16 protein-coding genes are annotated in these 24696 nt (G+C 39.6%); all 16 read left to right on the top strand.

The window, feature by feature from the left end:
* Position 1: 1 nt before the first annotated feature.
* Complete coding sequence (locus AC0IWE_RS10225) at positions 2-1735, top strand: RagB/SusD family nutrient uptake outer membrane protein (protein ID WP_471792995.1); 1734 nt, start codon at positions 2-4, stop codon at positions 1733-1735.
* Positions 1736-1771: 36 nt separating this feature from the next.
* Complete coding sequence (locus tag AC0IWE_RS10220) at positions 1772-4849, top strand: SusC/RagA family TonB-linked outer membrane protein (RefSeq protein WP_471792994.1); 3078 nt, start codon at positions 1772-1774, stop codon at positions 4847-4849.
* Between the two features lie 102 nt (positions 4850-4951).
* Positions 4952-6544: a RagB/SusD family nutrient uptake outer membrane protein gene (locus AC0IWE_RS10215; protein ID WP_471792993.1), complete on the top strand. Its 1593-nt coding sequence runs from the start codon at positions 4952-4954 to the stop codon at positions 6542-6544.
* Positions 6510-6746 (top strand): RagB/SusD family nutrient uptake outer membrane protein, encoded by a 237-nt coding sequence (locus AC0IWE_RS10210; RefSeq protein ID WP_471792992.1) that lies wholly within the window; start codon positions 6510-6512, stop codon positions 6744-6746. Before AC0IWE_RS10215 ends, AC0IWE_RS10210 begins: the two co-directional genes overlap by 35 nt.
* Positions 6747-6850: 104 nt before the next feature.
* The gene (locus AC0IWE_RS10205) at positions 6851-8680 is read left to right on the top strand and encodes a glycoside hydrolase family 2 protein (protein ID WP_471792991.1); all 1830 of its coding nucleotides are present in this window, start codon (positions 6851-6853) and stop codon (positions 8678-8680) included.
* A gap of 3 nt (positions 8681-8683) precedes the next feature.
* Complete coding sequence (locus tag AC0IWE_RS10200; RefSeq protein WP_471792990.1) at positions 8684-9778, top strand: endo-1,4-beta-xylanase; 1095 nt, start codon at positions 8684-8686, stop codon at positions 9776-9778.
* Between the two features lie 12 nt (positions 9779-9790).
* The gene (locus AC0IWE_RS10195) at positions 9791-11758 is read left to right on the top strand and encodes a glycoside hydrolase family 3 N-terminal domain-containing protein (protein ID WP_471792989.1); all 1968 of its coding nucleotides are present in this window, start codon (positions 9791-9793) and stop codon (positions 11756-11758) included.
* Between the two features lie 4 nt (positions 11759-11762).
* Positions 11763-12011: a fibronectin type III-like domain-contianing protein gene (locus AC0IWE_RS10190; RefSeq protein ID WP_471792988.1), complete on the top strand. Its 249-nt coding sequence runs from the start codon at positions 11763-11765 to the stop codon at positions 12009-12011.
* 174 nt (positions 12012-12185) lie between these two features.
* A complete protein-coding gene (locus AC0IWE_RS10185; RefSeq protein ID WP_471792987.1) occupies positions 12186-14840 on the top strand; it encodes a glycoside hydrolase family 2 TIM barrel-domain containing protein in 2655 nt (884 codons plus the stop codon).
* Between the two features lie 11 nt (positions 14841-14851).
* Positions 14852-16027, top strand: coding sequence for a DUF5009 domain-containing protein (locus AC0IWE_RS10180; protein ID WP_471792986.1), 1176 nt, complete (start codon positions 14852-14854; stop codon positions 16025-16027).
* A gap of 11 nt (positions 16028-16038) precedes the next feature.
* Positions 16039-18501 (top strand): glycoside hydrolase family 2 TIM barrel-domain containing protein, encoded by a 2463-nt coding sequence (locus AC0IWE_RS10175; protein ID WP_471792985.1) that lies wholly within the window; start codon positions 16039-16041, stop codon positions 18499-18501.
* Between the two features lie 21 nt (positions 18502-18522).
* The gene (locus AC0IWE_RS10170; RefSeq protein WP_471792984.1) at positions 18523-19710 is read left to right on the top strand and encodes an alginate lyase family protein; all 1188 of its coding nucleotides are present in this window, start codon (positions 18523-18525) and stop codon (positions 19708-19710) included.
* A gap of 1 nt (position 19711) precedes the next feature.
* On the top strand, positions 19712-20890 hold the full coding sequence (locus AC0IWE_RS10165) for a glycoside hydrolase family 88 protein (protein ID WP_471792983.1): 1179 nt from the start codon (positions 19712-19714) through the stop codon (positions 20888-20890).
* Positions 20891-21073: 183 nt separating this feature from the next.
* On the top strand, positions 21074-22540 hold the full coding sequence (locus tag AC0IWE_RS10160) for a glycoside hydrolase family 30 protein (protein WP_471792982.1): 1467 nt from the start codon (positions 21074-21076) through the stop codon (positions 22538-22540).
* 22 nt (positions 22541-22562) lie between these two features.
* The gene (locus AC0IWE_RS10155; RefSeq protein ID WP_471792981.1) at positions 22563-23387 is read left to right on the top strand and encodes an SDR family oxidoreductase; all 825 of its coding nucleotides are present in this window, start codon (positions 22563-22565) and stop codon (positions 23385-23387) included.
* Between the two features lie 44 nt (positions 23388-23431).
* Entirely contained in the window at positions 23432-24595 is a 1164-nt protein-coding gene (uxuA, locus tag AC0IWE_RS10150) for a mannonate dehydratase (RefSeq protein WP_471792980.1), read from the top strand.
* Positions 24596-24696 lie beyond the last annotated feature (101 nt).

The following is a 24696-nucleotide window of genomic DNA, read 5'->3' as shown; positions in this document are numbered from 1 at the left end:
CATGAAAAATTATAAAATATTTACAGCCATTCTTTTATTAACGCTCTTCTCGGTTTCCTGTAAAAAGGACTATTTAGAACGTACGCCTGGGGTGGCGATTAGTGAAGATGAAATTTTTGCCGATCCGGCACTGGCTGCAAGATTTGCCGATAATGCCTACAATTATGTAATTACAAAATATGTTCGTTTTAACGATCACCGTGGTTGTACAGCACAGGCATCTGATGAGGCCGTTTCCGGAAACTCAGAAGGTTCGGTAACTTCCTTAAACAGAGGTTTATACCACGATCATTCTAACGGACCCTCATTAAATGATATTTATGGGGTTTGGAAACTGATGTATGCGGGTATTGCTGTAGAAAATAAAATGCTCGCCAGGATAGGGGAAGTGCCTTTGCCTCCGGCAGCTAACGTACCAATATTCGATGCCAAACGCGTAGAAGGTGAAATGCGTTTCTTACGTGCGTTATCATATTTCGAACTTACTAAAAGATTTGGTGGCGTGCCCATTATAGATAAAGTTTATGCCGTAACGGATGATTTGAATAGTGTACCAAGAAGTTCTTTTGCCCAGGTAACCGATTTTATCCTTAAAGATATTGAAGTGGCCATTACCAAGCTGGGTACCGATGCAGAATATGGCCCCTCTAATTATGGTCGCCCAACCATTGGTGCTGCGTTAGCTTTAAAAGCACGGGTATTGTTGTATGCTGCAAGTCCGTTAAACAATCCAAATAACGATAAAACAAAATGGCAGGCTGCTGCTGCTGCGGCGGCTGATGTGATGGCGGGCACTATAGCCAGACAAACGTATTCATTACAGCCTAATTATGGCGAATTGCTGAATCTGCCTTCTTCGCCAGAATATATCATGATGAGGATAAAAGGCCCAACGCCTTTAGCCGGAGAAATGATGCAGGATTTTTCAATGTCGCCAGGTTCTGGTGGTGCACAAGGACAAATGAACCCTACACAAAACCATGTAGATATGTATGAAATGGCAAATGGTAAAGCCATTACCGATCCTACTTCAGGTTACGATCCACAAAAGCCATATCAAAACCGCGAGCCACGTTTTTATAACAACATTATTTACAACGATTTAGCATGGCAGGGGAGGAAAATCGAAATGTGGACCACTTTGGATGCCAATAATAAAATATTATTTGGTAAAGATTATAGCACAACTATAACCTATACCGCAACACGTTACTATTGTAAAAAATACTGGCCTGAGGTTTACCGTACCGTTGGTGGAAGTACTACGTTGTTAAATTACCTCTATTTCCGTTATGGCGAAATATTATTAAACTATGCTGAAGCACAGAATGAAGCAGTAGGACCTGATGCCACAGTTTATGCACAGCTTGTAGCCCTTCGTCAACGTGCAGGAATTACAAAAGGTGCGGGTAGTAATGGTTATGGCCTGAAGGATAACATGACCCAGGATGAAATGCGTGCAGTAATAAGACACGAACGCGCTATTGAGCTGGCTTTCGAAGATCACCGTTGGTACGATATTATGCGTTGGAAAATTGGTGCACAAACAATTGCGGTGCCAATGAAAGGTATGGATGTAGTTAAAAATGCCAATGCAACTTTTACCTATACCCCAATTGTTTTAGGGCCAACTTATCAGAAAACCTGGACAGAAGCTCAAAATCTTTATCCAATTCCCAGGACAGAAATTTATAAAAGTAAGGGAGTTTTAACTCAAAATCCGGGTTGGGAATAGTAGGGAATTAATATAACGCTAAAAAGATTTTTCAATATGAAATTTATAAAATCAAAATATATCATTTGTCTCTTATTCATGATGGCAGGAGTGCTGCATGTTTATGGGCAAAAACCTGATGAAAGATTAACCGTAACGGGTAAGGTAGTAGATCAGGATAAGAAGCCGCTGCCTGGAGTAGCCATTTCCATACAGGAAGATAAAACGAATAAAGCAGTTTCTACAGGTACTGATGGTAGTTTTACTATCGAAACCACTACAAGTGATGTGCTGATATTCAAATTTGTAGGTTATGGCACCCTATTAAAACCTGCATCAGATGTGAGCAGGGGAGATATTGTATTAACCAAATCACTGGTTGATGCAGGCGATGATGATGATGTGTATATTCCATTCGGTGTTCGGAAAAGAAGAGCGATAACCGCAACAATTAGCACCATCAGGGCTGAAGACCTTCCTCAGATACCTTCATCTTCATTAACCAACGTTTTTACCGGCAGGTTAGCAGGTTTAGCAGTATACCCGAGTGGTTCGCAGCAGCCAGGTTACGATGCTTCTAGTTTTTTAGTAAGGGGCCGTTCATCTTACAACAGCAATCAGGAACCTTTGGTAATTGTTGATGGTATTGAAAGAGATTTCACCTCAATGGACCTTAATGAAATTGAAAGTGTAAGTGTTTTAAAAGATGCAGCAACCTTGGCCTGGTATGGCATGTATGGCGGTAACGGCGTAATTTATGTTAAAACGCGCCGCGGCAGTGCAACTTCTACCAAAGTAAGTTTTGATGCACAGGCTGGCTTACAGGCACCTATGCAAATTACAGCTCCGTTAGATGCATTTTCTTACGCAACGCTATACAATGAAGCTTCCATCAACAGCGGTGGTGCTGCAGTGTATAATCAGGCAGCTTTACAAGCATACCAGGATGGCTCAGACCCAGTAAAATATCCAAATAACAATTTTGTACGCGATTTTACCAAAAAGGTAGCACCAACACAACGATATGTAGCTTCGGTAACGGGCGGCAATGCCTTTATTAAATATTATACCGTATTAAGTGCCTACCAACAAGGTGGTTTTTACAAAGGTGGAAACAATGAAACATATGATGCCAATACCGATTTTAACCGTTATAACCTCCGCACCAATTTAGATTTGCATGTAAACAAAAATTTAGATGTTGCGCTTGATATTGGTGGCAGAATTACCAACCTTACTTTCCCAAATGCAGGTACAGCTACTTTTTTAACCACTGTATATGCTACACCGGCCAATGCTTTTCCAATTTTAAATCCAAACGGAACTTATGGAGGTACTTCAGTTTATCCTCAAAGTAACCCCTTGGCTATGTTACAGGCAAGAGGTGCAAGTACCGATTTAATGCGGAACATGATTGCCACTATCAGCGCCCGCCAGAAAATGGATGGCATTTTAAAAGGTTTATCTGCTGAAGTGTTTTATGCTTATGACATTGCAGGTTTATACCGTTCAGGATTCTCTGAAACTTACGCCACTTCTGAAATCGGGACAGATGGTAAATATCTTCCCGCCTACGGTACAGCAAGCAAGGTAAACTACCAGGGAAATGTTTTTTCAGGAAACGTTAAAAAAAGTGAGTTTTGGGCAGGGTTGGATTATAACCGCACCTTTGGTCAGCATGATATCAAATTTTCAACGCGTGTTTCAAGAGCAAACTTATCGTCATTCGGCAGTTTGGATGTAAGGAGAGAGGGATGGTCTAACCGCTTATCATACAGCTTTATACAACGGTATTTTGTTGATGTAACCGCTAACTATTCGGGTTCAGAGAATTTTGCGCCAGGTAAAAGGTATGGTTTTTTCCCTGCGGCATCAGCCGGATGGATCATCTCTGATGAAAATTTCATGAAAGGATCTACCAGTTTTCTTGATCTTTTAAAAATAAGGGGTTCTTATGGTTTAGTGGGTAACGATGCCATTGGCTCGGCCAGAAGGTTCGCCTTTAACGATTTCTACAGCAGAAGTACAACCGGTTATAACTTCGGTACCGCTTTTGCCGGAGTAAGTGGTTCTGGTCAGTTGGCCTTGGCCAATCCCGATTTAACCTGGGAAAAAGCATATAAAACCAGTTTGGGTTTCGATGCTAAACTTTTTAAGCAATCTTTATCAATCAGTGCCGATTATTTTTATGAGGATAGAAAAGATTTAACCACAGCTTCGTTATTGCCTAGTTTGCTTGGTCAAAATTTAATTTATGTAAATGAAGGTGAGGCCGAATACAGAGGTTTTGAAACAGGTATTAATTACAATAAGAAAATCGGAGAAGTAAATGTTAATCTTTTCGGAAACTTCACTTATAACGTAAGTAAAATACTGGCTATTAATGAAGCAGCTGGCCTGCCGGCTTATCAAAAGCAATTGGGGCATCCCATTTCGAGTGTAATTTCTCCGGCAGCTACAGCTAATACAAGTGCCGGTTATATATCAACTATGCTGATCTCTGATGGTATTTTTCAATCGCAGGCTCAGATTGATGCTTCGCCAAAACAAATCTTATCAAGAGATGTAAAACCTGGCGATATTAAATATGTGGATCAAAACGGTGATGGAGTAATCAATGATCTGGATAGGGTGAGAACCGATTTCAACTTTGTACCTAAAGCTTTCTTTGGTTTTGGTGCTTCAGTATCCGTTAAAAATTTCGATATCAACTTTTTATTTCAAGGTACCAGTGGCCGTTCCATTACCATTCAAAACTTAGTAAACTCGGGTAATGCAAACAATGGTTATTTGAGCCAGTTTAGTGTAGATAGATGGACACCAGCTAACCCTGGTGCCGCTTACCCCAGGTTATTGTTAACCGATAGAGGTAATAATACAGCCAACTCAGACTTTTGGATCCGCTCCGGCGATTACATCAGGTTAAAAAACGTAGAGCTGGGTTATTCTCTGCCTCAATCATTTACCAGGAAATTAAAAATCTCACAGCTCAGGTTTTATGTAGGTGGTTTAAACCTCTTAACATTTGATAAACTAGGCGATTTACCTATCGATCCGGAATTGCCTGAATCGGGATACAATGCCTCATATCCTTACATGAAAATTTATTCATTAGGGTTGAACCTGAAATTTTAATAGATAAGACAATGAATAATGAAACCATCATGATTTTACAACCTTCTATTAAGATATGCTTAGTCATGATAGCTTCATCACCATTAAAATAAAGAAAACAAGATGAAAAAAAATATATTTTATCTCCTTCTTGCCCTTGTAATTTTACAGGTTGCCGGATGTAAAAAAGATGGATTTCTCCAGGACGGATCTTTTAGCGGAGGTAACGATGTTACTGAAGCGCAACTGTGGGCCAATCCTGATTATGCCAGAAATTTTTTAAACAATGTTTATGCCTCACTTTCCGATCGGTATAACCTTGGCGATGGTGCTTTATTAGCCTCTGGAAGTGATGAAGCGGTAAATTCAAATCAGAATGCCTCAATTTCTACCCTAAATAATGGTACGTGGAGTCCGGTTAGAACATTTGATGATGTATATGCCGATATGTATGCGGGGATTAGAAAAGCAAACATGTTCCTCGAAAAGATAGATGCAGCTGCAATTGTGCCAATTGATGAAGTTTTACCAGCAAATGTGCCCGAAAATCAAACCCTTGCTTCGCAAATAGAGCGTTTAAAAGGGCAGGCTTACTTTTTAAGGGCTTTTTTCGAGTTCGAATTGCTTAAACGTTATGGCAGTTTTCCGATAGTAACCAAAACCTTAACCATTAACGATAATTTAGATTTGCCAAGAAACACCTTTGATCAGTGTGTTGCGCAGATTTCGGCTGATTGCGAATCGGCAATAACAAGGTTGCCTGCTTCTCCGTCTGATTGGAATAATGTAAACCGGGGTAGGGCTGCAGGAACTTCAGCAATGGCACTTAAAGCTCGAATGTTGTTGTATGCGGCCAGTCCACAATATAATCCAACGGGCGATATTAGCAAATGGCAGGATGCAGCCAATGCGGCAAAAAGGTTAATGGATACTGGTAAACATGGTATATATGCCTCATACCAAAACATATGGTTATGGAATGTAGCCAATGCAGCTTATAATAATGAGGTTATTTTTGCTACACAAACACTCAATACCAATACGATAGAATCAAATAATGCACCTATTAGCTACGATGGGGCAAACGGACGTACAAACCCTACACAAGAACTGGTTGATGCTTTTGAAATGAAAACCACCGGTAAACCGATTACAGATGCAGGTTCTGGCTATGTAGCCAATAATCCTTATGCCAACCGCGATCCAAGGTTGGGTTTTGCAATATTATATAATTCAGCCTCAATTCAACCAGCTACAGCGCCAGGCAATGCGGCTTATTTGCTCACACAATTTAAAGGAAAACCTGTAGAAACCTTTGTTGGCGGTAAAGATGGACTTGGCCTGAATGTAAACGCAACAAAAACAGGCTATTACATGCGTAAATATTTAAGTGAAAGTGCCGTTTGGGCAGGTACAGCAACCAATGTTCGCCGTCCTTGGATATTTTTTAGGTATGCTGAAGTTTTATTAAACTATGCCGAAGCATTAAATGAGGCACAAGGTGTAGCGGCTTTAACTGAAATTCTGAGATCAGTAAATGCAGTTCGCCAAAGAAAAGCTACAACAACTTCAGCACAAAATGTTGATATGCCACCATTGCAAACCACAAACCCATCGGGCCCGGGTTATGTTGCCCCAACAAAAGAAGAACTCCGTAAAAGGATTCATAACGAAGCGCCGGGTGGAGCTTTGTTTCGAAGAACACCGCTTTTATGATGTACGCCGTTGGAAAGAAGGCGAAACCACATTTAACAAACCTGTTACAGGAATGCGCATTGTACAGTTAACGCCAACTACATTTAGCTATACCCCATTTGTGGTAGAAAACAGGGCTTTTACGGCTAAAAACTACTTATATCCAATTTCGCAGAATGAATTAAATAAAGCTCCGGGTTTGGGGCAGAACCCTGGATATTAACCAAAAACTAGATTTTGCTCAAATTTAGGCGGGCGGTGGAAACACCGTCCGTTAATTAATTGTTAGTTTTGAAACAGTCAATTAATTAAATTAAAACTTAAGTTATGTTAAAAACAACCTATAGCGTATTTTTAATCTGCTTTTCGCTCCTTTCATCCATCAGTTACGGTCAGGTTACGGCTATACAGAACATTCAGGCACGTAAAATCCAAAGTTTGAATGGCAAATGGAATTATATTGTCGATCCATACGAAAATGGCTATTATGATTATCGCCACGAACCATTCGATCAATCCAAAACCGGAACAGGTGGTTATTTTGACGATAAAGTTCAAAAAGATAAGTCAGAACTGATAGAATATGATTTTGATCATTCACCACAAATGAATGTTCCTGGCGATTGGAACTCACAGTCAGAAAAATTAGAACTTTACGAAGGCAATGTCTGGCTACGCAAAAAGTTTGATGCAAAACCCGAAAAAGGAAAAAGATATTTCGTGTACTTTGCTGCCGTTAATTACGAAGCACACGTTTACCTCAATGGAAAAAAATTGGGTGTACACAAAGGTGGTTTTACACCTTTCCAGTTTGATGTTACCAGCAATTTAAAGGTTGGCGAAAACTCTATTGTACTTAAAGTAGATAATATCCGTAAGCAAGATGAAATACCTACTGTGAATACCGATTGGTGGAATTATGGAGGCATAACCCGTGATGTATTTCTGGCAGAATTTCCCGATCATTTTATTAATGATTATAAACTTCAACTCGTAAAGGGAAACAAAAACCTGTTAAATTTCTCAGTAAAGCTTGCTGATGCAACTGCAGGGCAGGAGATTACACTTTCTATCCCCGAATTAAAATTAGAAAAGAAATACAAAACAGATAGCGAAGGCAAAATAGCTGATGAATTTACCTGGAACAATTTAAGCTTATGGTCGCCGGAAACGCCAAAGCTATATGCCGTAAATATTAAAACCGACAAAGAAAATATCAACGATAAAATTGGTTTCAGAACCATTCAGGTTGATGGTGACAGCATTCTTTTAAATGGTAAATCTGTTTTTTTAAGGGGCATATCCCTGCATGATGAAAACCCGCTTTTAGCAGGCCGTTTACGTTCAGAAGGCGATATGCGCATGATGTTGCAATGGGCAAAAGATATGAACTGTAATTATGTTCGCCTGGCACATTATCCGCACAACGAAGAAATGATCCGTTTGGCAGATGAAATGGGTTTATTGGTTTGGGCTGAAGTTCCGGTGTATTGGACCATCAGCTGGACCAACCCTGCAACATATGCAAATGCCAAACAACAACTTACCGATTTAATTGTACGCGATAAAAACAGGGCAAGTGTAATTGTATGGTCTATCGGTAACGAAACCCCTTTAAGCGATGCCCGTTTAAGCTTTATGAGCAATTTGGCAGAAACTGCCCGCACTTTGGATGATACGCGCCTGGTTGCTGCGGCTTTGGAGGTGCACCGTGAAGGAAATAACATCATTTTGAACGATCCTTTGGGCGAAAAAATCGATCTGGTAAGTTTTAATGAATATGCGGGCTGGTACTGGGGAGGTAATCCTTCAGAAATTACTAAATACAATTTCGATATCAAGTATAAAAAACCCGTAGTAATTACCGAATTCGGTGGTGATGCGCTGGGTGGTTTCCATGCTGATGAAAATACCCGCTGGAGCGAAGAATATCAGGAAGCTTTATACAAAAACCAAATTACCATGCTGAGCAAAATTGGTGCACTACGCGGTATGACACCCTGGATTTTGACCGATTTCAGGTCGCCAAGAAGACAACATCCCATTTATCAAAATTTTTGGAACCGTAAAGGATTAATCAGTGAAACAGGAAAGAAAAAGAAAGCTTTCTATGTGCTGAAAGACTATTACGACCAAATGCAGGTTAAATACAAATAGATTATGAAAAGATTACAGAGAATTAGTTTCGCTTCGAAAATAATGCTTTCGGTGTCGCTTTTAACCCTTTCTTGTGCAAAATACAAGAGTACCAGTATCGATCCTGGAATGGCAATAGCAGCACCAAAAATAGCAGAAATTACTTTGCAGGCAAACATGCCTTTCCCCATGGGGGCAGCCGTTAATGTAAGTTTATTAAAAAGCAATACGAACTACCGTAATCTGGTTATTAAAGAATTTAATAGTGTTACGGCAGAAAATGCCATGAAATTTGCATCCGTACATCCTGCAAAAGATACATACACCTGGAGCGATGCCGATTACCTGGTTGATTTTGCCGTAGCCAATGGAAAAAGAATACATGGCCATACCTTAAACTGGTACAAATCATTACCAGATTGGGTAAATAATTTCCAGGGGACTACCGCCGATTGGGAAAACCTTTTAAAAACCCATATTCAAACCGTTGTAGGCCATTTTAAAGGCAAAGTTGTTTCATGGGATGTAGTAAACGAAGCCGTTAACGAAGATGGTACGATCCGCAACAGCATTTGGGTGCAAAAGTTAGGCATTGATTATATTGGCAGGGCATTTCAATACGCACACGAAGCCGATCCAAATGCGTTACTTTTTTACAATGATTATGGTCATGAATTTGGCACCACAAAACGCACTGCAATACTAAACCTGGTTACCAGTTTAAAAAATAAAGGTATTCCTATTGATGGTATCGGCATCCAGATGCATACCCGCGTAACACAAAGCGATGCAAATTTAACAGCTGCCATCAGTACTGCTGCTGCCACAGGTTTAAAAATACACATTTCAGAAATAGATATTTCCTTAAATCCCGATAACGTACCATCCATTATTTACACTACTGCTTTGGGCGAACAGCAGGCTGCAAAATACAAAACCATTGTTCAGGCCTATAATGCCATACCAAAAAGTCAGCAATTTGGCATTACCCAGTGGAATGTTACCGATGCAGACAGTTGGATTCCTGCAAATTATAACCGAGCCGATTGGCCTTTGCCATTTGATGCACAATATCAGCGAAAACCGGCCTATCAAGCAATTTTAGATGGCGTTAAATAGCAAACATCAATTATGAGAAGATACTTACCATTAGCCTTAATTTTAGGGATTTCACTTTCTGCTTCTGCGCAGGATAAAAAAATCGAAAAGAAAATTGATTCCGTTTTGAAACTGATGACCCTCGAGGAGAAAATCGGTCAGTTAAATCAATATACAGGCGACAGGGATGCAACAGGACCAATTACCAATAATCCGAATAAATTAAAAGATATCCGCGATGGTAAATTGGGATCCATGCTAAATGTACGTGGGGCAAAAGAAACCAGAGCCGTGCAGGAAGTGGCCATGCAATCGAGAATGAAAATTCCGTTGATTTTTGGTTTGGATGTTATTCACGGTTACCGCGTTACCTTCCCAATTCCTTTGGCAGAAGCCGCAAGCTGGGATTTGGCCGAAATGGAAAACGCTGCAAGAGTAGCAGCCAGAGAAACCGCGGCTTCGGGTGTACACTGGACATTTGCGCCCATGGTTGATATTGCCCGCGATCCACGTTGGGGCAGGGTAATGGAAGGTGCAGGAGAAGATACTTACCTGGGTACTAAAATTGCATTTGCCCGTGTAAAAGGTTTTCAGGGTAAAGGTTTAGGCAACCTTGATGCAGTTATGGCTTGTGCAAAACATTTTGCAGCCTACGGTGCTGCAATAGCCGGTAGAGATTATAACGCAGTTGATATGAGCGAACATACGCTTTGGGAAACCTACCTGCCGCCATTTAAAGCTGCGGTTGATGCAGGTGCTGCAACTTTTATGAATTCGTTTAACACCCTTAATGGCATTCCCGCTACTGGAAACAGTTATTTACAACGCGATATTTTAAAAGGACAGTGGAAATACCAGGGTTTTGTAGTAAGCGATTGGGGATCTATCGGGGAGATGATTGCCCATGGTTATGCTAAAGATAAAGAACAGGCAGCCGAGCTGGCTATCAAAGCAGGAAGCGATATGGACATGGAAAGCAGGAGTTACCTGCCTGGTCTGGCTAAACTGGTTGCCGATAAAAAAGTGCCGCTTGCTCTGGTTGATGATGCCGTGAGAAGAGTTTTACGCAAGAAATTCGAACTGGGCTTGTTTGATGATCCATACCGTTTCAGTAATGAAAACCGTGAGGAAAAGGAATTAAATTCTGCTGAAAACAGAGCAGCATCGCTTAAAATGGCCGAAAAAAGCATTGTGCTGTTAAAAAATGAAAATCAAATACTTCCCTTGTCCAAAAACTTAAAAAAGATTGCTGTAATTGGTCCTCTAGGAAAATCTGAAAAGGATATGCAAGGTTTTTGGTCTATTGCATGGGAGAAAGATAACCTGGTATCGTTATACCAAGGACTAAAAAACAAAGTCGGCAACCAAACCGAATTATTATATGCCAAAGGCTGTGAAGTGGCCGACTCTTCTAAAACTGGTTTTGCTGAGGCTGTAGCAGTAGCCAAACAGGCTGATGTAGTAATTATGGCTGTTGGTGAAACGTTGGATATGAGTGGTGAAGCAAAAAGTAAAGCCAATATCCACATGCCTGGTGTACAGGAAGATTTAATTAAGGCCATACAAGCTACAGGCAAACCTGTTGTGGTATTGGTAATGGCCGGCCGGCCGCTAATTTTCAACTGGACAGCCGACAACGTTCCGGCTATAATGTATACCTGGTGGTTAGGGAGTGAAGCCGGTAATGCCATGGCCAATGTACTTTATGGAGATTATAATCCGGCAGGTAAATTACCTATGACATTCCCACGCGATGAAGGACAGATTCCTTTGTATTACAATTATTTAAGCACTGGCCGTCCGGCTAAAAATGATAAAGATACCCGGTACCGTTCTGCTTATCTGGATATGCCGAACAGCCCTAAATTCGCTTTTGGGTACGGTTTAAGTTATACTAATTTCGATTATAGCAATTTGGCTGTAAGTAAAACACAAATGAAACTGGATGATCAAATAAGTGTAAGTTTTACTTTGAAAAAATACAGGCAAATATGCAGGTGAAGAAGTGGTTCAGTTTTACTTACAAGATAAGTTTGCTTCTATTGTTCGCCCTGTTAAGGAATTGAAAGATTTTCAAAAGGTGATGTTAAAGGCAGGAGAAAGTAAAACCATCACATTCACTATTAATAAAGAAAAACTTTCCTTTTATAACCAACAGCTCAAATGGGGTGCTGAGGCTGGCGATTTCAAATTAATGATCGGAACTGCTTCGAATAATATTAAACTGGAAAAGGATTTTACGCTATTGAATTAGATTGGCCAGGGAGACATAGAAACACGGAATTATATCGCAAGGCTACTTTGTGTGCTTAGTGCCTTCTTGGTGAAAAAATTAAACGGTTCATGGCAACGGCGAGGAAGGAATTCAAAACAAAAATTCCGATCCTTCCGTGTTTCCGTGGCAAAAAATAAAGTGCAAAAATATAACATGAAGAAATCATCCCTAAGATCGAAATCACTATTATTACTACTAATAGCAGCAACTATAGCCTTAAACAGCTTTGCCCAGGATGCTGGCCGCAAAACCATTAGCTTAAACGATCAATGGGAATTTAATAAAGAAAACGGACCTGTTGAAAAAGTAAATATTCCACATACCTGGAATGATAAAGATGTTTTGGATGATGTGCCTGGCTATTACCGGGGTTTAGGTATTTACAAACGTAAATTAAAGCTTGATGAAAGTGCGAAAGGAAAGGATATCTACTTGATATTTAATGGCGTAGCACAAGAGGCTGAAGTATTAATCAATGGTAAAACAGCCGGAAAACATATTGGCAGTTATACCCATTTTACTGTGCCCATATCTTCATTTTTAAATTATAAAAACGATGTTATAGAAGTAAGGGCAAATAACCGTTTTAATGAAGATATTCCACCGCTTACGGCCGATTTTACGTTTTTTGGTGGGATGTACCGCAACGTAAGTCTGTTAATTGCGAATCAAATTCATTTTTCGCAAAAAGAAAACGGAAGTTCGGGAGTATTTATCACCACGCCGCAGGTTTCTGCTTCAGCGGCAAGTGTACAAGTTAAAAGTTTGATTGATAACGCATCTTCTACAGATAAAAAGATACAAGTTGTTACCACCATTTTCGATGCAAAAGGCAATGCGGTAGCCAATAAAAACACTGCTCAAAATATTAATAAAGGGGCTAGTATAGTTGTGGTTCAGGATATTAAATCCATAAACCAGCCTCAATTATGGTCGCCGCAAAATCCCTATTTATACCGCGTGGTGACCAAGATTATCGATGTTAAAACTAAGTCGGTAATCGATCAGGTTTCTAATCCTTTAGGTTTCCGCTGGTTTAAGTTCGATGCCGATAAAGGATTTTTGTTAAACGATAAACCAATGAAAATTATTGGTGCTAGTAGGCATCAGGATTACGAAAATAGGGGCAATGCTACACCAGATGCGTTGCAGATTAAAGATATTGAGTTGCTTAAAGCCATGGGTGGTAACTTTTTAAGGGTTGCACATTATCCTCAAGACCCACAAATTTTAGAAGCCTGCGACCGTTTGGGCATTTTGGCTTCGGTAGAAATTCCGGTAGTTAATACCATTACCGAAACCGAGGCTTTTACCGCAAACTGTTTGAACATGCAAACTGAAATGATCAAACAGAATTTCAATCACCCAAGTATCATCATCTGGGCATATATGAACGAAATCTTACTTCGCCTAAAGTTTTCGAACGATAAACCCCGTCAGCAAATTTATTTTGATCATGTACGCCAACTGGCCCAAAAATTAGATAGTTTAACCCGCAAAGAAGACCCATCACGTTATACCCTTTTGGTTAACCACGGTGCCTGGGATATTTACAACAAGGTGGGTTTAACTAAAATACCGATGATTGTGGGCTGGAATTTATACTCCGGATGGTATTCTGGCGTACCCGAAGATTTTGCTAAATTTTTAGACCGTCACCACAAAGAATTGCCAAATACCCCTTTTATGGTTACCGAATACGGAGCAGATGCTGATCCTAGGATTCGATCATTTTCACCAATCCGTTTTGATAAAAGCGTAGAATATGGCGTTAAATTTAACCAGGTTTACCTAAATGCTATGTTAAGCAGGCCATTTGTAGCCGGAGGCGAAGCCTGGAATTTGGCCGATTTCAACTCCGAAACTCGCGAAGAAACCATGCCGCACATCAATAACAAAGGTTTGTTAACCATCGGTCGCGATCCAAAAGATACTTATTTCCTTTATCAGGCTTATTTATTGCAAAAGCCCTTTATTAAAATTACTTCAGCACAGTGGAAAGAAAGAGGAGGAACGGCCGATTCTGCCACATTAAGCAGTACACAGCCAGTTCAGGTGGCCACCAACCTCAAATCGGCAGAACTTTTTCTAAATGGTAAAAGTTTAGGTGTAAAAGATGCTGTAGATCACATTATCGAATGGAAAGTACCATTTATTGATGGAAACAACCAAATACGCGTAATATCTGGTGATCAGAACGATCAGGCCGATGTTGATTTTCAATTACAACCTTTTAAATTTAATGATAGCAATATTCCTTTTAAAAACATCAATATCCTATTAGGTTCAAAACGTTTTTATATCGACGAAGAAGAACACCAGCTCTGGATGCCCGATCAACCTTACAAAATAGGCGCATGGGGATGGATAGGTGGCGATCCTTACAAAGGAACCAACAACCGCATTACTTATGGCAGCGACAAAAACATTTTAGGTACTGATAATGATCCGGTTTACCAAACCCAACAGGTAGGTATTAAGCAATTTAAATTTGATGTGCCTGATGGCGAATATGAATTGGCCTTGCACTTTGCAGAGTTGGTTGGTGGCGAAACAAAAGAAGCATTGGCTTATAATTTAGATAATAACCATAAAAAAGAAGTGGAAGAGCAACGCATTTTCGATGTTTCCATTAATGGTGTATCCTTTTTACCCGGATTAAACCTCGCTACAGATTTTGGCTATACCACAGCGGTTAAAAAAACCACCAGGGTAACCGTACAGAATGGAAAAGGAATTTCAATTGATTTTAACGCGATAAAAGGTAAACCGGTTTTAAATGCATTACAATTAAGAAAAATCTATTAATCTGTAAAACCATGAACCAGCTTCCACTGCGCATTTTATCGATTGATGTTTTAAGAGCACTTACCATGTTCTTAATGATCTTTGTTAACGATGTTGCCGGCGTTTCCAACATTCCGCAATGGATAGAACATGCACCTGCCGATGTGGATGGATTGGGTTTTTCAGATTTAATTTTCCCGGCTTTCCTCTTTATTGTAGGCCTTTCCCTTCCATTTGCCATTCAAAGTAGAATTGTTAAAGGCGAAAGCTTATTTTCTATTTCAGGCTATATTGCTTTAAGGGCACTCGCTTTAATTGTAATGGGCTTTTTTCATGTTAATTTAGAAAATTACAATCACCATTCGGCAATTTTGCCTTACCCGGTTTATACAATTGCCATCACAATTGCTTTCTTTCTGATATGGTTGGATTACCCTGAAAATTTATCAAAAAATAAAAAGTATGGCCTTATTGGGCTTGGCATTTTATTACTTGCTGTATTGGCATTACTATACAAAGGTGGTTCAATAAGTCATCCTGAGGGCTTAAAGCCACATTGGTGGGGCATTTTAGGTATTATTGGCTGGGCTTATCTGGTTTCTGCTTTTGTGTACCTTTTTTTAAAAGGTAATTTGTTATTGCTCATGTTGGCTTTTGTTGCCTTTGCGGGCATTAACATTACTACCCACCTGGCTTTATTTAACCACCACTTATGGATCATCAGTGATGCTTCTTCAATCGTGTTAATGTTGGGCGGTGTATTAATTACTTCCATATATAAAAAGCTCATTGGCAGTAAACAGTACCTGGATTTTTGGATCTTGATCAGTTTTTATGGCTTATTGTCATTCGCTTTTGGCATGTTCATCAGGCCTTACGCAGGGGGGATTTCTAAAATTTACGCTACACCTGCTTGGGTATTTGTGTGCATGGGCATTACCATCCTTGTGTTCCAACTGCTTATTTATTTAATAGATGTAAAACATAAAAACGATTGGTTTAAGTTAATTAAACCAGCAGGTACCAGTACATTAACCTGTTACCTCATTCCATATTTGTTGTATGCTACTTTTAGTTTAGTTCATTTTCATTTTCCACATTTTCTAAGTTCAGGTATAGGTGGCATCATCCGTTCTTTGGTTATAGCACTTTTGGTAATTAGGATTGTGTATTTTTTGGAAAAGAAAAAATTACGTTTAAAAGTTTAATTTAAAAATAAATGTTAAAGTTAATTAGGTATATACTCTTGTTTATTGTATTGTTTAACAGTGAGTTATTGTTTGCACAGCAGTCTACACGTTTAAATAATAACTGGGAATTTTTAAAGCAAGATTTGGGCGGTATATGGGAAGCCGTACGTCCCGTTGGCGTTGGCAATCCTGAGGCGGTTCCACTATGGCAGAAGGTAACTTTGCCGCACTGCTTTAATGCAGAAGATGCTGTAGATCCTGATGTTAATTATTATCAGGGCCCCGCTTGGTACCGCACGCAGCTTAAAATAGAAAACCCTTACCAGAACGGAAGAACAATTTTACATTTCGAAGGTGCGGGACAAAAAACAGAAGTTTATGTATATACCACCAAAGTAGCTACACATGTGGGAGGCTATGATGAATGGACAGCAGATATTACGGATGCAGTTGCTGCTTTCGAAAAAACGGCTATTTACCAGAAACAGTTCAAAGGCAAGGTTCCGGTTTCAGTACGGACGGATAATTCTAGAGATCTGGAAATGATTCCTTCCAATCTATCCGATTTTAATGTATATGGCGGCATTTACCGTTACCTGAATTTAGTATATGCACCACAACTATCTGTTGATAAAATGTTTGCCAAAGCTGAAGTAGATGCTCAGGGTAAATTAGGTAAATTAACTGTTAAAACCCGTTTATATAACCCAAAAGCACTTAACGAGGCAACCGTTCTATTGAAATTAGTTGATCCTCAGGGTAAAACTGTAAGTAAAACAGATAAAAAGCTTACTAATTTAAGTGCTGATATCGATTTATGGTCGCTGGAGCTTAAAAAGCCTCAGTTATGGTCTACCGAAAAACCTGTGCAATACCGTTTGCAATACGAAGTTATTTCCTCTACAGGGAATTATAAAGGAGAAGAAAAAGTTGGTTTTCGCCATATCGAATTTGTAGAAAAAGGCCCCTTTAACCTTAACGGAAAACGTTTGCTATTGCGTGGTACCCACCGCCACGAAGACCATGCGGGTGTGGCAGCAGCCATGACGGAGGGCATGATCCGCCAGGAAATGCAAATGATGAAAGATATGGGTGTCAACTTTATCCGCCTCGGGCATTATCAGCAATCGCGTATTGTTTTAAACCTTTGCGATAGTTTAGGCATTATGGTTTGGGAAGAAATTCCCTGGTGCCGTGGCGGTTTAGGTGGCGATATTTATAAACAGCAGGCCAAAAGAATGCTTACCAATATGGTTGAGCAGCATTATAACCATCCGGCCATCATTATTTGGGGCATGGGCAACGAAAACGATTGGCCGGGCGATTTCCCTGAATTTGATAAGGAGAAAATCAGGGCTTTTATGAAAGAAGTCAACGATCTTTCGCACAAACTCGATAAATCGCGCTATACCGCCATTCGCAGATGCGATTTTTGCAGCGATATTGTAGATGTGTATTCGCCTTCCATTTGGGCTGGCTGGTACCGAGGTGCTTATACCGATTATAAGAAAGCATCAGAAGATGAGTTTGCCAAGGTTAAACGTTTTTTACATGTAGAGTGGGGAGGAGATAGCCATGCGTTACGCCACTCAGAAAATCCGGATAAAGCGCTAAGTAAAATTAAAACAGGCGGCAGTGCCGATGAAAGGGCAGGAGATGCCTCATTGTATGGCGGTGCAGCCAGAATATCCAAAGATGGCGACTGGAGCGAATCTTATATAACCAATTTAATCGATTGGCATTTAAAAGAACAGGAAACCATGCCCTGGTTAAGCGGTACAGCTTACTGGCCTTTTAAAGATTTTTCTACACCTGTCCGTCCAGATAATCCTGTGCCTTATATGAACCAGAAAGGCGTGGTAGAAAGAGATTTTACAAAAAAGGAAGCCTATTACGTTTTTCAATCTTATTGGACAGAAAAACCAATGGTACACATTTACGGCCATACCTGGCCAACCCGTTGGGGCGATGAAGGCGAAGAAAAGATGGTTAAAGTATATTCCAATTGCACCGAGGCTGAAATCTTTTTAAATGGAAAAAGTTTTGGAAGTAAAAAACGCAACAGTCAGGATTATCCTGCGGCAGGCTTACGCTGGAACCTCCCTTTTGCAAAAGGCGAAAATACAGTTAAAGTAATTGCTAAGAATGGAAAAGAAACCGTAACTGATGAGATTAAGTTTACTTATCAGACTGAAAAGTGGACCAAGCCCGCAAAAATGGAACTCAGGAAAATCGATCAGCAGGATGATATAGCTACTGTCGAAGTTAAACTCTTTGATGATAAGGGAATACTTTGTTTAGATGCAATCAACTGGATAACTTTTGGTTTAACTGGTGATGGTAAATTAATTGATAATCAAGGTACTTCTTCAGGATCAAGAAAGGTACAGGCTTACAACGGAAGGGCCATAATTAAAGTTAAATTAAATAAAGGGCAAAGTGCCGTATCTGTAAGTAGCGAAGGTTTGAAAACAGTTTTTACTACATTATAACCGCTAACAAATTTCTAACCAATGAAAAAATTAATCACATTTGTAATGCTTGCACTGTTCTTTTTTACGGGAACAATGTTGGCAGTTCCCCATGACAATCCAAAAGAGGGAGATTTTAAGAACCAGGCCGAAGCGTTGCTTAAAAAACAGATTCTAACTGAGGCAGCCTGGGCGATGCAGCAAAAACCGGTTACCGTTACTGCTTCCTCTTCGCCAAGAAGCGCAGGCGGAAAACACGATTTCTTCTCGGAAGCTGATTATTTTTGGCCCGATCCTCAAAACCCTGATGGGCCATACATCAATAGAGATGGCTTAACAAATCCTGATAATTTTTTAGCGCATCGCAAAGCAATGGTGCGTTTTAGTAAAATAATTGGTGCACTGGCATCGGCTTATAAAATCACAGGAGATGAAAAATACGTAAAAGCAGCTGTTGTACATTTTCAGGCCTGGTTTATCAATGCCGAAACACTGATGAATCCAAATTTACTTTTCGCACAAGCTGTAAAAGGTAAGTTTACAGGCCGTAATTATGGTATAATCGATACCATTCATTTAATGGAAGTGGCGCAAGGTGCATTAATTATGCAGAAAGCCAAAGCTTTCGATCCAAACACAGCAAAGGGCGTTAAAAAATGGTTTGCAGAGTATACTTTATGGCTCAATACCAGCAAACCGGGTATTCAGGAAAAAACAGTTAAAAACAATCATGCAACATGTTGGGCCATGCAGGTGGCATCATTTGCCAGGTTATGTGGCGATGAAAATATGCTTGATTCTTTACGCAACAGTTATAAAACCGTCCTTTTGCCCAACCAAATGGGTACAGATGGTAGTTTCCCGTTAGAAATGGCCAGAACCAAACCTTATGGTTATTCGATTTTTAATTTGGATGCGATGACAATGCTTTGCCAGATTTTATCGACACCAAAAAATAACCTCTGGAATTTTGAAACGGCAGATGGAAAATCCATTAAAAAAGGATTAACTTATTTGTATCCGTTTATTGCCGATAAAAATAAATGGACTTTAAAACCCGATGTAATGTATTGGGAGAACTGGCCGGTGGCGCAACCTTTCTTATTGTTTGGTGCTGTAGCTTACCATCAGGAAAACTGGTACCAAACCTGGGCTAAATTAGACCATAAACCACAAGTAGAAGAAGTAATTAGAAATTTACCTATCCGTAACCCAATAATCTGGTTATAATATGAACTTAAAACTAACAATCACGGCACTAAGTCTATTGTCTTTCAGTGTTGTAAAGGCACAAAAAGTAAATGTTAAAACAGCATTTGCCTCGGCAGCCAAACAAACCGATGTACTGATTAAGAATGTAGATTCGGCCAGAAAAGTAAAGCCCAATTTAGTATCACCACGAACGGTAGAAAACGGCCAGTTTAAAATGGTTGTTTCCAGAGATTGGACAAGTGGATTTTTTCCGGCAGAACTTTGGTATTTCTACCAGTACACCAATGATAAAAAATGGCTCAACTTGGCCAAAAAATATACTGAAGACATTAAAAAAGAACAGTTTAACACCGGAACGCATGATTTGGGTTTCATGATTTATTGTCCATTTGGCAACGGATACCGCTTAACGAACGATCCTGCTTATAAAGCAGTGATTATTCAGGCAGCTAAATCACTGTCTACACGTTTTAATGCAAAAGCTGGTGTTTTAAAATCATGGGATCATAATGGTGATAAATGGAAATATCCGGTTATTATTGATAACATGATGAATTTGGAATTACTGTTCGAAACCACCAAATTAACAGGCGATTCGTCTTTTTATAAAATTGCGGTCACCCATGCCAATACCACAATGAAGAATCATTTCAGACCCGATTTCAGTTCTTATCATGTAATTGATTATGATACACTTACTGGTAATGTGCGTCAAAAATTAACTGCACAGGGTTATGCCAATGAATCGGCATGGGCACGTGGCCAGGCCTGGGCACTATACGGCTACACCATGTGTTATCGCGAAACTAAAAACAAAACCTATTTATCCCAGGCCGACGGGGTTGCAGGTTTTATTTTGAACAGTAAAATTACACCGGCAGATGGTATTCCGTATTGGGATTATAACGACCCAAAAATACCTGATGTATCCCGCGATGCTTCTGCAGCTGCAATTACAGCATCTGCACTTTACGAATTGGCAAAATATAGTACAAACGGTAAAAAGTACAAGGCAGCTGCTGATAAAATTTTAAATTCATTAAGTACAAAGTATACCAGTAAAATAGGCGATAATTATGGTTTTATTTTAGAACACAGTACCGGGCATCGCCCTGCAAAATCGGAAGTTGATGTGCCTATTAACTATGCTGATTATTACTATTTGGAGGCTTTGCTAAGAAGTAATAAATTAAAATGATAAAAAAATGATTGATGTATTTTCCTTATTGATAAAAGGTTATATCATTAAGGCTTTAAAACAGGCATAATGGGCTGTAATATTTAAGATTGTATGGCGAAAATGCACGATTTATTCGGAAATTGGACCTGTAAATAAAAATAACGCCATTTGTAAGGCGCTGGTTTAAATAAATATATAATAATGAAGCAAAATCTGAGTATCCTATTGATTTTGGCAACCGCATTTACCGCCGTTGCCCAAAACAAAAAAACAGTAAAACCTGTTCAAACTTATGCCGTTGGCAATAAAAAAGTTTCAGTTTATACCACGGCAGAAAAATCTGAATACCGAATCAGTAAAACTGAAACCTTAAGTTTTACCGAAAATAAGCAACCTTTTGAAACAGAGCCTTGTATTTTTGTCGATCCTACCATTAAATACCAAACTTTGGTGGGCATTGGCGGTGCTTTAACCGATGCTTCTGCCGAAACATTTGCTAAACTTTCCAAAAAAAATCAACAAGAACTGCTAACCGCATATTATAGCCCTGTTAAGGGTATCGGCTATACTTTGGCACGTACCAATATTGCCAGCTGCGATTTTTCAAGCGGTAGTTATACCTATGTTCAGGATAATGACAAAGACCTTAAAACGTTTAGTGTAGCACACGATCAGGAATTTAAAATTCCATTGATTAAACAGGCCATTGCTGCTGCGGGAGGCAAATTACCTTTATTTGTTAGCCCTTGGTCGCCACCAGCCTGGATGAAAGATAACAATAGTTTAGTTCAGGGTGGGCATTTGTTACCTGCCTATCGCCAAAGTTGGGCCAATCATTATGTAAAATTTATTAAAACCTACGAGGCAATGGGCATGCCGATTTGGGGCTTAACAGTTCAAAATGAACCGATGGCGAAACAGAAATGGGAATCTTGTGTGTTTACAGCTGAAGAAGAACGCGATTTTATCAAAAACTTTTTAGGTCCAACTTTACAGAAATCAGGTTTAGCCTCTAAAAAACTAATCGCATGGGATCATAACCGCGATCAGATTTTCCAAAGGGCAAGCACCATTTTAAATGATAAAGATGCAGCCAAATACGTTTGGGGAATTGGTTTCCATTGGTATGAAACATGGACAGGTAGCGGAATGCAATTTGGCAATGTAAAACAAACACATGAAGCCTATCCCGATAAAGCATTAATCTTTACTGAAGGATGTAAGGAAAAATACGATGTGAATAAATTAGACGACTGGACTTTAGGTGAGCGTTATGGCAATTCGATGATTAACGATTTTAATGCCGGAACAGCTGCCTGGACAGATTGGAACATACTTTTAGATGAAAAAGGCGGGCCAAACCATGTAGGTAATTTCTGTTTCGCTCCTGTGCATGCAGATACTAAAAATGATAAATTGATTTACACCAATGCTTATTATTACATGGGTCATTTTTCTAAATTTATCCGTCCCGGAGCTAAAAGGATAGGATCAGCATCAAGTCGCGATAAACTGCAATCTACTGCCTTTTTAAATACCGATGGAAAACTTGTGGTAGTGGTGATGAATCAATCAGACGATAAATTGAAATACAGTTTATGGATTAAAGGTGAGGCGGCAACAACAACCAGTTTACCGCATTCAATAACCACATTAGTAGTAGAATAAACCAAAATAAGAACCAAACAAAATGATGAAAGAAATAGAAAGCCTGTTTTCGTTAAAAAACAAGGTTGTAGTAGTAACCGGTGCTACAGGTGTTTTAGGCGAGGCTTTTGTTAACGGATTGTGTGCCGCAGGTGCTACAATTGTTGTAATAGGTAGAAATGAAGATGCTGCAAAACAGAGGGTTGCCGATGTAACGCAGGCAGGTGGTAAAGCCATTTATATTATTGCCGATGTATTGAATGAGCAAAATTTAATCGATGCAAATGAGACGATAATTAACCAGTTTGGCCGTATAGATGCTTTGGTTAATGCAGCAGGCGGTAATGTGGCCGAAGCGGTAATTCAACCCGGAAGTGATATCTTCGACCTTAACATATCAGCCCTAAAACAAGCATTTGATCTTAATTTGTTTGGTACCATGTTGCCAACGCAGATTTTTGGTAAAGAAATAGCAAAAAATGGAGGTAGTATAGTTAATATTTCTTCTGTTTCTGCCAATCAGGCCATTACGCGCGTATTGGGTTATTCGCTGGCCAAAACATCTATTGATAGTTATACCAAGTGGATGGCTGTGGAGTTGGCTAACCGTTATCAGGATAAAATAAGAATCAATTCTATTGTTCCCGGTTTCTTTATCACCAACCAAAACAGAGCTTTGTTAACCAATGCAGATGGCAGCTTAACCGCGAGGGGAGAAGCCATTATTTATAAAACACCATTTAAACGTTTCGGGGCTCCTGAAGAGTTGATTGGTGCCTTGGTTTATTTGCTGAGCGATGCCTCTAAGTTTGTAAATGGCGAAAATATCAAGGTAGATGGTGGATTTACCGCATTTTCTGGTGTTTAGCAATTATTAATCTGTTTTTATTCCATTATCAGTACAATCATTATATGAAGAAATTAGAACAAACCTGGCGTTGGTATGGTCCGAATGATCCGGTTAGCTTACAAGATGTAAAACAAGCAGGTGCTACCGGAATTGTAAGTGCCTTACACCATATTGCTCATGGCGAAGTGTGGCCATTGGCCGATATTCAAGAAAGAAAAGCCATAATCGAAGCTGCCGGCTTAACGTGGTCGGTAGTAGAAAGTGTGCCTGTACACGAGGCCATTAAAACCCGTAGGGCTGATGCTGGCGATTATATAGAAAATTATAAAACCTCTTTGCGTAATTTATCGGCATGTGGAATTAAAACCGTGTGCTATAACTTTATGCCGGTTTTAGATTGGACCCGCACGCAGCTGGATCTGGAAATGACCGATGGTTCGAAAGCACTTTATTTCAACTGGATCGACCTTGCAATATTTGACCTTTATATTTTGAAAAGGGAAGAAGCTGAAGCTGACTATTCGGAATCAATTTTAAAAAGAGCGAAAGATAAATTTGCAACCTTAAGCGAGCAAGACCTTATCGATCTTCGCATTAATGTGTTGATGGGAATTCCTAACGAAAAAGAAATCGAACTGGAAACTTTACGCAATAGCATTAAAGAATATAAAGCCATTGGTACACAAGGCTTAAAAGAAAATTTGAAGTTTTTCCTATCCTCAATTGCTGATGTATGTACTGAAGAAGGTATTAAAATGACCATACATCCGGATGATCCTCCTTATGCTATTTTAGGCTTACCGAGAATTGCGAGCACTTTGGATGATTTCAACTACATTATTAAATCGGTAGATCAGCCTTTCAATGGTGTGTGTTTCTGCACAGGATCATTAGGGGCCGGAATGGATAATAATGCACTCGAAATCTTTAATGCAGTTAAAGAACGTGTTTATTTTGCCCACCTGCGTAATGTTAAAAAAGATGAAGATGGCAGTTTTTATGAGGCAGATCATTTAGGCGGCGACGTAAATATGTATGAGATTATGAAAGCATTAACAGAAGAAAATGCTTTACGCGATAAAACCATTCCTTTCCGCCCTGATCATGGTCACCAGATGCTGGATGATTTACAAAAAGAAACCAATCCGGGTTATTCTGCAATTGGCAGGTTAAGAGGTTTAGCAGAGCTGAGGGGCCTGGAAATAGGGGTAACCGGAAATTATTAACTTCTTTTTTCTTCCTGAAATTGCTTTAGGACCTTAATTTTAAAACACAGATGCGCACGGATAAACAGCTTTGTTTTATGTGCGCATTTTGGTTGTGTTTG

It is taken from the genome of Pedobacter sp. AC402, assembly GCF_979252805.1.
The sequence above is the reverse complement of the archived record's forward strand: the minus strand, read 5'-3'. Positions and strand labels throughout refer to the sequence as shown.

Coding starts and splice junctions, on each gene's coding strand:
- AC0IWE_RS10225 (WP_471792995.1), top strand. CDS start 2: ATGAAAAATTATAAAATATTTACAGCCATTCTTTTATTAACGCTCTTC.
- AC0IWE_RS10220 (WP_471792994.1), top strand. CDS start 1,772: ATGAAATTTATAAAATCAAAATATATCATTTGTCTCTTATTCATGATG.
- AC0IWE_RS10215 (WP_471792993.1), top strand. CDS start 4,952: ATGAAAAAAAATATATTTTATCTCCTTCTTGCCCTTGTAATTTTACAG.
- AC0IWE_RS10205 (WP_471792991.1), top strand. CDS start 6,851: ATGTTAAAAACAACCTATAGCGTATTTTTAATCTGCTTTTCGCTCCTT.
- AC0IWE_RS10200 (WP_471792990.1), top strand. CDS start 8,684: ATGAAAAGATTACAGAGAATTAGTTTCGCTTCGAAAATAATGCTTTCG.
- AC0IWE_RS10195 (WP_471792989.1), top strand. CDS start 9,791: ATGAGAAGATACTTACCATTAGCCTTAATTTTAGGGATTTCACTTTCT.
- AC0IWE_RS10185 (WP_471792987.1), top strand. CDS start 12,186: ATGAAGAAATCATCCCTAAGATCGAAATCACTATTATTACTACTAATA.
- AC0IWE_RS10180 (WP_471792986.1), top strand. CDS start 14,852: ATGAACCAGCTTCCACTGCGCATTTTATCGATTGATGTTTTAAGAGCA.
- AC0IWE_RS10175 (WP_471792985.1), top strand. CDS start 16,039: ATGTTAAAGTTAATTAGGTATATACTCTTGTTTATTGTATTGTTTAAC.
- AC0IWE_RS10170 (WP_471792984.1), top strand. CDS start 18,523: ATGAAAAAATTAATCACATTTGTAATGCTTGCACTGTTCTTTTTTACG.
- AC0IWE_RS10165 (WP_471792983.1), top strand. CDS start 19,712: ATGAACTTAAAACTAACAATCACGGCACTAAGTCTATTGTCTTTCAGT.
- AC0IWE_RS10160 (WP_471792982.1), top strand. CDS start 21,074: ATGAAGCAAAATCTGAGTATCCTATTGATTTTGGCAACCGCATTTACC.
- AC0IWE_RS10155 (WP_471792981.1), top strand. CDS start 22,563: ATGATGAAAGAAATAGAAAGCCTGTTTTCGTTAAAAAACAAGGTTGTA.
- uxuA (WP_471792980.1), top strand. CDS start 23,432: ATGAAGAAATTAGAACAAACCTGGCGTTGGTATGGTCCGAATGATCCG.